General features: G+C 36.0%; 10 protein-coding genes and 1 tRNA gene. 3 read left to right on the plus strand and 8 right to left on the minus strand.

The window, feature by feature from the left end:
* Positions 1 to 55: 55 nt before the first annotated feature.
* Positions 56 to 129: transfer RNA gene (locus M2373_RS12495), tRNA-Arg, on the plus strand.
* Here the strand turns inward: M2373_RS12495 and M2373_RS12500 are convergent.
* Together M2373_RS12500 and M2373_RS12505 are read right to left on the minus strand one after the other, a co-directional pair.
* Positions 95 to 1,666 (minus strand): recombinase family protein, encoded by a 1,572-nt coding sequence (locus M2373_RS12500; protein WP_259111181.1) that lies wholly within the window; start codon positions 1,664 to 1,666, stop codon positions 95 to 97. The genes M2373_RS12495 and M2373_RS12500 overlap by 35 nt on opposite strands.
* A 113-nt stretch (positions 1,667 to 1,779) precedes the next feature.
* On the minus strand, positions 1,780 to 2,010 hold the full coding sequence (locus M2373_RS12505) for a hypothetical protein (protein ID WP_259111183.1): 231 nt from the start codon (positions 2,008 to 2,010) through the stop codon (positions 1,780 to 1,782).
* A gap of 196 nt (positions 2,011 to 2,206) precedes the next feature.
* Between M2373_RS12505 and M2373_RS12510 the strand changes: the two genes are divergently transcribed.
* Positions 2,207 to 2,440 carry a hypothetical protein gene (locus M2373_RS12510; protein WP_259111187.1) on the plus strand — a complete coding sequence of 78 codons (234 nt, stop codon included), beginning with the start codon at positions 2,207 to 2,209 and terminating at the stop codon, positions 2,438 to 2,440.
* A gap of 55 nt (positions 2,441 to 2,495) precedes the next feature.
* Positions 2,496 to 3,272: an SOS response-associated peptidase gene (locus M2373_RS12515; protein WP_259111189.1), complete on the plus strand. Its 777-nt coding sequence runs from the start codon at positions 2,496 to 2,498 to the stop codon at positions 3,270 to 3,272.
* A gap of 98 nt (positions 3,273 to 3,370) precedes the next feature.
* Here the strand turns inward: M2373_RS12515 and M2373_RS12520 are convergent, their stop codons facing one another.
* The 6 genes from M2373_RS12520 to M2373_RS12545 form a co-directional block, all read right to left on the minus strand.
* A complete protein-coding gene (locus tag M2373_RS12520) occupies positions 3,371 to 3,997 on the minus strand; it encodes an alpha-ketoglutarate-dependent dioxygenase AlkB (RefSeq protein WP_259111191.1) in 627 nt (208 codons plus the stop codon).
* A 2-nt stretch (positions 3,998 to 3,999) separates the two neighbouring features.
* Complete coding sequence (locus tag M2373_RS12525; protein WP_259111193.1) at positions 4,000 to 5,292, minus strand: hypothetical protein; 1,293 nt, start codon at positions 5,290 to 5,292, stop codon at positions 4,000 to 4,002.
* Positions 5,293 to 5,456: 164 nt separating this feature from the next.
* A complete protein-coding gene (locus M2373_RS12530; RefSeq protein WP_259111196.1) occupies positions 5,457 to 7,538 on the minus strand; it encodes a hypothetical protein in 2,082 nt (693 codons plus the stop codon).
* A gap of 21 nt (positions 7,539 to 7,559) precedes the next feature.
* A complete protein-coding gene (locus tag M2373_RS12535; RefSeq protein ID WP_259111199.1) occupies positions 7,560 to 8,777 on the minus strand; it encodes a hypothetical protein in 1,218 nt (405 codons plus the stop codon).
* A 451-nt stretch (positions 8,778 to 9,228) separates the two neighbouring features.
* Positions 9,229 to 10,185, minus strand: a complete 957-nt coding sequence (locus M2373_RS12540; protein WP_259111201.1) for a hypothetical protein — start codon at positions 10,183 to 10,185, stop codon at positions 9,229 to 9,231.
* A 611-nt stretch (positions 10,186 to 10,796) separates the two neighbouring features.
* Complete coding sequence (locus M2373_RS12545; RefSeq protein ID WP_259111203.1) at positions 10,797 to 11,291, minus strand: hypothetical protein; 495 nt, start codon at positions 11,289 to 11,291, stop codon at positions 10,797 to 10,799.
* Between the last annotated feature and the right edge of the window lie 462 nt (positions 11,292 to 11,753).

An 11,753-nucleotide genomic window follows, 5' to 3' on the forward strand; every position in this document is an offset into this window, starting at 1 on the left:
CAAAGAAAAGAAAAAAGTGCTATATTTGCAAACCTTTAAACAACAAGGAAACAACGGCCTCGTGGCGCAACTGAATAGCGCATCTGATTACGGCTCAGAAGGTTACAGGTTTGAATCCTGTCGAGGTCACAAGACGGGGGTTTAAATTTTTCGAATTTAAATCCCCTTTTTTTTGCTTAGATAACTCCCTCCTAATCAGGAAGATAATATCAACAAAAGAGTTGATTTTGCTAGTTTGAAAATCGCTTCCATCAAAAATTATCTTTTCAGGGTATATCAAACTTACAATTGCGCGCTTGTCTATAGGGCTAGCATTTATATACCGCTCTGAAATATTTCCAACTATTTTTAGTGCTTTGCCAATTTTATCTTCTACGCCTTCTTTTCGTTCTGACTTTACCAACAGGCTAAGTTTATATTCAAGGTCATCCAGTTCGCCTTTATATCTATTTTTAATATCCCTAAAATCCTCTTCATCAATTTTGTCCGACAGGTACATATCCCGCGCCTTACTAATTCTATCATTTAATTCACTAATTCTGCTCTTAAGAGTACTACGTTCACCATCAAAATTCTCAGAAGTAGACTTTGTATTTTTTACGATGATCTTCTTTAAGATTTCTAGGACTCCTGTCGGAAAATCATATTTGGAAAGCTCTTCTTTAAAAAGTTCGTTAACTTTATCAGAATGGTGTCTAAATCCACAGGCTGTGGTACAATGATAATAGTAATAGTGTTTTGTGTGCCCCTTTGAACTACTCGCCGTCAGATTCTTCCCACAATTAGGACAAAGCAGAAGACCACGGAGAGGATATCTTTCTTCATTGATTATCCTTCCTCCCGGCAATCTGAGATCTTTTGTACCTTTCTTTTTCAGGACATGCTGAACTTTTAAAAACAACTCTTCCGAAATTAATGCCTCATGTTTACCCGGCACAATATCCTCCTCTTCATTTTTATAAGCACGCACATATATTTTACCACAATAAGTAACATTCCTCAGTGCAACCATAAAAGCATTACTAGAAATATTTTTACCCTCTCTCTTATTCATTTCCACTCTTACCTTTGCGGTTGGGAGATGGCCTTTTGCCACTTGTTCAAAAGCCCAAATTATATTCGAAGCTTCTGGTTGTTTAACGGCAACATACTTTCTTCCATCCTCAGTACACTTGTTTACATAACCGTAAGGGGCTATTCCCATCAACCGCCCCTCCTTAATTGCACGTCGCATTCCATTGGTCACGTTTAGAGCTCTCCTATCATTCTCAACTTCAGGAGTTGACAAGTAAATAGCCAAGAGCACTTTATTTTCGGGTATACTTAGATCCAATGGCTGTTCAATCGCCTGAGGTAATATATTATTTTTTTTAAGGTGTCCAATCATTTGGTAGGCTTCGGAGGTATTCCTGCTGAATCTGTCCCATTTAGTAAACAAAATTAAGCGCTCCTCGCGATATCCGCGGCTCCTTTTGAAGCTTTGTAGATAATTTTTCCACTGGGGCCGATCAAAACTTTTCGCAGAATGGTCTTCGAAAATTACTCTGTCGATCGTAATAGCTAGCCTATCACAATGAAGACGCAAACGCTCTTCCTGGTCCCTCTGCGAGTACCCCTTATCTGCCTGTTCGTCTGTCGATACTCGGATATATAAATCTGCGATCATAATTCAGTTATTTAATTTGGTAATGAAATTAGAAGTGCCAACAAGAGAATAGCAACCGTCTGATCCTTAAAAATTTACTAGAAAATCTAATTACACAAAATTACAAAAAACTTTTAATCGGGAGAGAATATTTCCTTGATGGTGATCCTTGCCAATAGATGCAAAAACTCCATGATTTTTATTGCTTCCTCTTCATCCACATCAATACCTGCCTCTTTTAGCATTATCATTGACTGTTCAATGGGCAACTCATCTAATTTCATAAGGTGGTCAAGTCCAATATCTTTCAAATTTGAACCATTCCCACTATAGCTGCTTCCATTTCTTCCTTTTTTTGTAGCCATTCTGCATAATTATTTTCGGAATCGAAAAATTACCAACATTGCATGGCCAACATCTAAATCAGTGTAAAACTTACCTTAAATAACCTAAACTTTCCTAATAATCTCTGTATAATGCAAAAGCATGGTTTGTATTAATTATCGCCAAGAATTGCTAAATTTATATAGGCGAATAGTAATGTTATATAAAATGGGGAATGTGTTCGAGAACAGTAAGTTTGAAATCGAGGTCAATGGCTTAAAAGTTGTTGTAATTGAACACACTTTAAGGGATCAGCAAATTTTTCGTCTCGTTTTTGACGATAATAGAGCTCCCTTGGTTATAACTTCAGCCAAAACGTGGGCAGGTGAAGTATGGACAAGTATTCCTCAAGGAAGACAAAAAGAGGCGGAGCTATTCGGTAAAGAAATTAGTAAACATTTAAAAACTTAATCATATGTGTTATTACAACGGACAACGAGTTTCAAGAGACGAATTCATTCGCTTGATGGATCTGGAAAAGGCAGTAATGAATTATGATTTTTTAGATCAAGAAATACACGAAGGCTTTAATTACGGAAATATTGCTGTTTTACGCCCAACGGAAGATAAATGCAATTTCGATATCGTCCAAATGGAATGGGGATTTATCCCTTCTTATACAAAAAACAGAGAAGATGTTAAGAAAATGCGTTTTGGCTACAAAGATGGGAACGGAAAATGGCACCAGGCTTACACAACATTAAATGCAAAAGGTGAAGAGCTGCTTATGAAGGATGAAAATACAGGTCGTGAAAAAATGTTTAGGAAAGCGGCGCTGGAAAGAAGATGTTTAATACTGTCAAGTGAATTTTATGAGTGGAGACATCTTTACCGTCTAAACAAGAGAACTAATCAACCGCTCAAAACAGCAGATAAATATCCTTATCACATCGGTCTCAAAAACAAGGATTATTTTTTTATTGCTGCAATCTGGCAAAATTGGATTGATAAGGATACAGGAGAAACGGTGGATACCGTGGCTCTAGTAACAACAGAAGCAAATCCTCTAATGAGACAAATTCATAACTCTAAAAATCGTATGCCTACTATGTTGCCAGATGAACTTGCATGGGAATGGATGATGCAAGATCTTAGTGAGGAACGAATAATGGAACTTGCAACCTATCAGATCAACACTTCTGAAATGGAAGCATATACAATTGAAAAAGATTTCAGAACGACTGGAACGCCGACAAAAGCATTTGTATATGCGGATGTCCCTGAACTTACATATGAGATCTAAAATGTATTGTTTCAATTAGAGCAAGACGTCGAAAATTACAAATCGTCTAAGGGACCTTATTAAACTTTGCAAAGTTACATTCTACGTGGAAATTACTTTTAAAAAATTACTTTTCTAAAAGTAAGTGAGATCCGGGTGCTTCTTGGAAAATTTTGCCCCTTATATTCATCTGATTTTCTACCTGCAATTCCGTGACTCCAACCATACCGTGCTTCACCAGACATCACCAAAAGACTTCTTGGTTCCAGTAGCAATCCCATCACATCCTTGCTTTGGACGTTGACAAAATCCATAAGACATGTGGAACCCAAACTCAATGAAAAAATTGTTTCGTCAAAACAGGGTTGACAGTCCACGTGATTTGCAATCCCTTGTCCAGGTAAGTATTCATTAACAATAAGCTGATCTGGATCTTTCTTTATTAAATTCTCTCTACTTATCCTTTTTATGAATGGTGCAGCCCACTCAGGTAGATCCCCAAGATACATGGAATAATTCAGCGCACGAGCTCTATAATCATATTTATAGCCATAGTGCTGAACTCGTCTTTTCAAATCGTTCAACCAAGGTGCGCTATTGACTGCATTTATCAGGTTTTTCTCCTCTGCACATGTTATAAAATTCGGAATATACTTCAGTCCATTTATAGCACTAAGGTTAACGCCTTCATTTATAGAAGGAATATCATCCCAGTTTTCAGGTACTGGGTTAAATAGATCGTACATCCTTATAATAATTCTAAAATTTCAAATGCTACCGTTTCTTCTGTAGGCGGGTGGTAGCTGTTTCGCCTATTATTGTACCGAACAAGTGAACTCTCTCCAAAGAGAACCTTAAAATCGCCGAGAAAGCCTTTAAATGCATTATACTTCACATTTTTAGAATGCTCAGTCGTATTCTGAAACAGAATATAAAATGGGATGTCTTCTTTTGCCCTTCTAATATTCATTACATCATGGGCCAGTTCCTCCTCATCCAGACTGTCACTTGCAAAAAGATAACAGGTATTGATATAGATACTATTAGCATTGCTAAGTAACTCGTAATCTATATTCCCGAGCCGCTTTATATACATAACCGAACCATCATTCAAATAAACCTCATTAGTCATCATATTTGCAGCCTCTTCCCGCATGGATTTATAATAATCTACACCAAAGTAATCAAACGAAACTGAATCGCCATTTATTGCATGCAGATGATCAATAAGTGCAATTGCAGACGTAGCAGGTCCACAGCCGACATCAATAAATTTTATACGGCCGTTCGTCTGGTGAAAATTGTGAATACGGTTAAATCGTTCAAGTAAGTGCAAAGTCGAATAATAATGTTTTCTCATATTAAAATATGAGTAAAGTTTGACGATATCATTTGCTGTCAGACTTCCATAAGTATTATCAAAATGTGCCTGTCCAAAATTAATGATCTTTTTTCGGATCGTATATGTGTCATAACCTAATAAGACCTGATACCAAACTGTGTCTTCGTGCGTCCTGATATAGCGCAAAAACTTATCTTCAAAAAGCTCTTCTGCGAACACAGAAGGTTCGTAAATTTTTTCTATTCCTTCTCCGATTACTACCTCGGCAGTAAACTGGTGTTTATTCTGTTGATAGATATTTAATAACTGATACTTTTCAATTAATTCATCATTCTCAAATAACTGCTGGAATTGTTCCTTCAATTCATGATGATTCAACCTTTCCAGCAGAGCAACCGTCTCTAAGTAATATGAATGAAGATCACGTAATACATCATTTTCGTAATCTTCGTCACCATCCGTAATTGCAGCTGATAGCTTTACAACGTAATTTTCGAAAAGCTTACAATGGGAATCAGCACTAAGATATAGCTTGTGGTGCAACCACGATTTTAACCTGTTTTTAAAAATATTCTCTGTTAAATGATTCGAGCAGTTGGATACAAGCCCCTTATTGTTTGCTTTTTTAAAATACAGTCCCAATTCCTTATACAAAAACTGAATTTCGTTTGATTCCTCCTCGTCTTGTGGCAACTGCAAAACTCCAAGGTGTACCAGAATTGATGAACACCTATCAGTATTATCCTTAGTAATATCTAGATTAATAAACATCAACTTAAGGAGATTTCTGTTGCCAGAAATAAACTCAGTTATTTCTGCCGGGGTGGACTGAATAATCTTACCGCTAAAATCATTTAAATGTATCATTTAGTGTTCAATTTTTTAAAAAGTTGCAGTCTCTGCTGGATCTCCTGGATATCGATATTGTTTCTGTGATCGAGAAGATACCGATAAAGATCTGCTTTTGAAAAGCATGCCCTTTCAAAAATTGATCCTGCATGGCTAAAATCTGAAATTATCATTGGCTTGATGCTAATTCTTGCATGATGACAGAATACACCAAGATCAGAAATTAACGGAATCTCCTCTGACAACTTGGACACCTCCTCTAAAACAGTATCAAAAGGATCATGGAATGAAATATTTTGATATAGCTTACCATACAACACAGTTTCAGCCATGCGGTAATTGTCCACAGGTCGCTTAATCATCGGTTTTTCATCTACCAGATTCTTTGGAACCCGAACTGGAATCTTCACCTTATTTTCTCCACCGTTAAATACGAATTGATAAACAAGTTCAATAATAACATAATCAAACCTTGTTGTCAATGGAAATTTGATCGGAGGCTTGACCTTGATAAAATCAGAGATTGCTTCTGGCGGGCTGATTCGCTCATCCGTATTTTTTAAATTTTTATATCCATAGAAGTAACCTAATACTGCAAAGGCATATTCACCAAAACTATTTGAATAAACAGCTTCAATATCTTTTCTTGCAATATCAATATTGTTCAGATTTCCGTAGTTTCTTAAAAAGGCAAATACATACAGCTGCAACTGGGATTTAGACTTTGACTCATCTATCACCTTCAGAGCTTTCTTTCGCTCCAGATTTTTTGATAAAAGAGTAAGAATATTCTTCCTTAAACTCTCTGAATCTTCATTCACTGTATTCAGTAATTTCCCAAAATTTAATGTATCCTCATCAGTAAAATTATCGTTGTTATTTACCCTAGAAAAAATCCATCTCAAAAGTTCTTTTTCAGGTGGGCATGAATCGTTGAATAAATAACCGTAAAACTCTGATATTATATTCTTAGGAATTATTTCAGTACCGAAACTCTCATCTAAAACCTGCATTGCATAGAAGAAATGATTTGGTAAAGTCTTGTATATTTTGCTCTTTGCCGAAATCAGTAAATCATAATTGCGTACAAAAGCAAGTAGGCCAAGTATTCTGTCAAATTTATCTATTTTAGCACTGTAGTCCGTAACTTGTTCCCGCTTGATAGTCTTAATATCAAAACGCTGTTGCTTTTCCAGTTTTTGCACCAGGACCAGATCTTCGGGAATAAAGCCCCCGTTAAATACCAGCGCATCATTTACTATAGAATCCTTTACGATCTGATCCTGTACAAGAATCGATTTTATTTTGCTGACAGGAAAGGGTGCCTCCAACAGAGCAAAATTCTCGTGAATCAAAAGAGTATCTATATTAAAACCTTCAAGATCTATCTCCAAAAGGATGTGATCAGCATATGAAGAATGTGATGGACTATTAACCAGGACCAGGAAATCCTTATTTATTGTCTGCAGATCAGGAAAAGCTCTATTTGCGATATATTTCGATGGAGAAACTATGCCCGAAGAAAAATAATGAAAGATATTACCATTATGGATTTCCAGATAAACAGGTTTCCGGATATCAAACTTGACAATTGTTTGCTGCTTTTCATCATTAGCTGGCTCTTCCGAAACCTCTTTTGATAATCGTGACTTCTCTTTAACAGTATTCACCTGAGAACTTAGTTGCTCCGTTAACTCATCCTCGCTACTAATCTGACCTACCGTCGGGTAAGCCCATGTAACAACTTGCCCGCTTTCATATCCCTTTTCTTGAGAAGATATCCTGTCCTCCTTCGCAGAACTGTCATCCGCAGCTAAATTACTGTCTGATTTTACTTTGTTTGCCTCTCCAGCGTCTACCTGTTGTTTTAAAAACTTTTCCTGGGCAAGGTCGCTATTCCTCTCCAATTCCTCTGGATAAATTGGCACGTTCTTCACCTCATCTTCATTGGCTCCCTTTTGCTCGTATACTATCGTAGGATTAACATCATCAGTAGTATTAGATAGTGCCGTTTCTTCAAAAAGGCCATTTTCCGCACCCTGCTTTTTTTGATCTTTCTTTGAAACAGATTTATTTCTTTTATTCGCTTTAGCCATCACTAGTCTTTCTTTTTTGAATTATAACAATTCATTCAATATATTCTGTCTTTCCGCCTCATTATAGAAATTCATAGAGGCAGGCTTGTATCTATATAATATATAAATATCACTTTTAGCTCTTGTTACGGCAACATAATAATGGCTTCTTGTCACCCAAGGCCTACCATCACTATTCAATTTTCGCATGGCATTATCCGATGATTCGAAAAAAGGCATGATCACGATATCAAATTCAAGTCCTTTACAAGACTCAAAAGTAGTTATAAATGGTGTCCTAAACTTTTGTTTTAAAACAGCTTCGTCAGCAGGATTGATCCCATGCCAATAATAGGAAAAAGCTCTATCATCGGCAGCCTGCAAAGCACACGAATATCCATTTAGCTCCAGATATTCTTTCAATTTAACCACTTCGTTACCAAAATGACATAGTATACCAATATTGCTATTGGGATTATTTTCAATAACCTGCCGTACATAGTCCATTTGCGCCGTATGTGCCAGTCTTGGCACAACCTCAGGGTCATTGCCCGACTGAAGATCTCCCGAATCCATAGCTTGAACCCGTAAATCCTCCGGTACAAATTTTTTGGCAAGCTCAAATATTTGACGCGTGTTCCTATGGTTACCTCCCAAGTACTGTGTATCGGTGGCAATGTGGTGCCGAATACCCTCCAAAATAATATCTTCCGCTTGATCTTCTGGGTAATACTGCTTAAAATTCTGGGCCCTATCAGCCCCCACACTCACATTATTCGTCAATTCCCCAACATTGTTATAAACAACCCGCGGTAAATCTTGCCCCTCATCAAAAAATAATTCCCTAAACTTTACATTATTCCTACGGGGTCTTCTAATATACCTATCAAAATTTGCAGCAACTTCCTCATCGGAAGCTTCAGGCCTAAACCTTCCTACATTGTCCCAATGCCACTGATAAAAAGTATCAAGTTTATTTTCCACTATATCATTTATCCGTCGCTCATCCAGTTCACCGAACAGTTCCTCTGCTCTTGCTCTTAACATGCCCTTAATCGTGAGAATAAGTGTTTTATGGTATGTAAAAAGCATAAGATCATCATGCTCTCTGACAGAGCGCAAGAATCTAAAAATAGTAACTACAGTCTTTCCACTTCCCGGTCCACCGGTCACCAACATTGCGCTCCTCGGATGAAAAGCCAACTGCTGGTCAGGATAAAGTGCGTTAATAGCTGGTAATGAAAATCTGAATTCCGGCATATTTCTTTTCTAAATATTTTAGCCTTTACTTAAGGCTACTTCTTTTACAGATCAGTACATACTAGAGCACATGGTCACACACAATATGCAAATCAGCCATACATCGCAATGTACTCAAGATAATACTTTTTAAATTAATACTCTCTGCAACATCTGTTATCTCTTTAGCAAATTTACTTCTTTTATAAATAGATTAGAGACGTTTTATTCGTAAAACCACTATTTTTTAACATCAAACTTATTTACTGAGGTTTGGTTTATTAAGAACCAAAACTTCAGCATATATATTATTTACTAACGTACGGAACTAGTAGCTTACTCGATCGTTGCTTGTAAATGGAAACATATAGAATTGAAAAGATTTCAGAAGAAACGAATACCGACGGTACAAGGCTTATGAAATAGCGTATGTGAACTACACCAGTTGACCAAAAAAATGGAGAATTAATTTTTACAGCAATTCTCCATAAAAATTATTGTCAACCCTAAATGTGTGATTTAATTTATCCTTTTCACACCGGCCTATCATCGTTCCATCTTCTTGCGTATATAAAAATACTTTTCCGTTACAACCTCTTTTGATACAGTCGATAGACCTCTTATTAAGCGTAAAGTTCCATGTTGAGTTTCGTTTGATTGTCAAATGTGTTCCTTCATCCAATACAACCTCATTTTGCACCTCAAGCCTACCTGTAAACATTAGGTACAAAATTTTATGGGCATATTTGTATTTTCGCATACTTTCCATATTTCGAGACATGTATAAACCCATCACTGCGGCAGTTAAAATAAAACACAGGGTTTTGGCCCAGTCAGCTTCAATGTAGAAAAATGATGCGCAAAATACAGCACCAAAAATGATTGTTGCTAAGTAGACATGCATTGAATCTTTAATGGATTCCCACAGAGTGAAAGTTAGCTGTCTATCCATACATTCTTCAAAATAAACAGTTTTATCATCATAAAAAGATATTGGCTTTCCAAGTATTGCCAAAACTTCTCTTTGCGGATATTCAATCAATGCTTTAGCGATATCCCGATGACTAAGGGTTTCAATTTTAATATCTTGGTTCGCCAATTTAAGCTCATCAATGACATCACATTCTTTAGGGCCTATTTTACGATTGGTGACAAAAATGAACTTCTTGACTTCGAGGTTTTTATCAATACAGTTCCTATAGTCATTCTTTATCTTGGTTGCTATATTGTCAGACCAGGTTGACATGGCAAAATATTCTCTGGTTTCAAGCACATAGCCATCTCTACCACCATCTCCAAGTGGCCCCATGGAATCTACCTCCTGGAAGGTACCACCATATTTTTTCCGAAGGTAATTCGCTGCACATTTTTGAAACTCTAATCCATCCTTACCTTTTAGTATATTTTCTATGTACTCTGTATCCAACATATTTTTTTCTGTTGAAAATATAAATAATAACCCAGGTAAGAAAATTGTATTTGGTACTTCATCTTTCTTTAAACCATCCTATTTCGGCACTTTAATCTTTTTTTGGTCTAATATCATAATTCCCTATATAATATAAACACTCGAAGATTGACGTTCTTGGCGTGTCTTGCCATATTAATAACAGATTTACTAGCATCAATAATGCTATCTCAGTTACTAAAGTATTGGTATCCTTAAATGAAAAATATGTCTTTTCTTGTACAAGTGCTATTAAAAGTTGCGATTGCTTGGTTTGATGATGTGATTTCCGTTTTAGGTATAACAAACCTTTTTTACTAAACCTTTTGTATTTATTAAAAACAAAATAAACTGTATATTAAGCACTTTTCCTATAAACATTTTTGCAGACAGAGAGAGGAAAGACATTTAGTACTCTTTTTAATAAACCAATTATATCAGTATCCCGTTATTTGAGACGATTGGTTGGGATTTCTTTTATACAGTAGCAAGTAGCTGCATAAGCCTCATTTTTCATTTTCCACAATTCTCAACAAAAAAGATAAACTTGGCGCCAGCTATTTTGAAACTTGGATCTGACCCAAGAATCAAAATTATTTAAACAATTTATTAAACAAAAAATTCCTCAATTTTTTAACGATTGATACCCTGTGCCTTCCCAAATTATAATTTGAGCTGTTTAGGTTCCGAAGTTTCAAATAATTTCCAAAACTAAAATAACTGTTTTCCTGAAGTTGCCCAATCGAATTCAAATAATAATCAGTTTGGAACGCTTCAATAGCATCTTCCTCCCCATAGAGTATAGCTGACCATTTATAGATTTTTTCAAGGAGTTCCTTTTTTAGCAGATTCTCCACGGGATCGCCCAGGTCTTGATCTTCTAATACTCTGACACAAGAATCCATAATTTCCACCGTCAGCGTCAAATCAAATTCTTTTTGTAGTTCAAACTCCGTAAAAGAAAATGCAAAATATCCGTAGTTTATATACTGTTTTTCTATTGGATGCATCTTTAAATATTTATACAGTAAACCAGCTTCAATATTACTGATACTGACTTCAATACTAATATTGTAAATTACTTCCATGATAAATCTTTGATTACAATTTACTTCTTTTATTTATAAAATATAAAAGATTTATGCTGAACTTGGTGGGTACACTAATTGACATCTATGTCCGAAACTCATACCAACAATGCGGAATTTATCTGCATATTAAAAACACCCGTAGATTGGGAGTCAGCGGGTGTTTTACCATATTATTAACCTATTTTATAAAAAGTTTGCTCGATCGAGCAAATAATTATTGATACCTAATTTAAACACTTTTCACTAAAATATCAAATTGACGAATTAACATTACTGCAACAGTAGGAGTCTTCACCTCTATTTGCAGCATTATTCCAGCTGTATGATCACATAATATACAAGTTTAAATTCATTTTTTATGTCTGTGCGGATACGGCGTATCGCCTCAGTGATCTCCTCTTTATCCAGGTCATCTTCAAAATCTCTTATCAACATCAAGACAACTTCTTCGGGCAACTG

It is taken from the genome of Chryseobacterium sp. JUb7 (assembly GCF_024806495.1).
Lineage (GTDB): Bacteria > Bacteroidota > Bacteroidia > Flavobacteriales > Weeksellaceae > Chryseobacterium.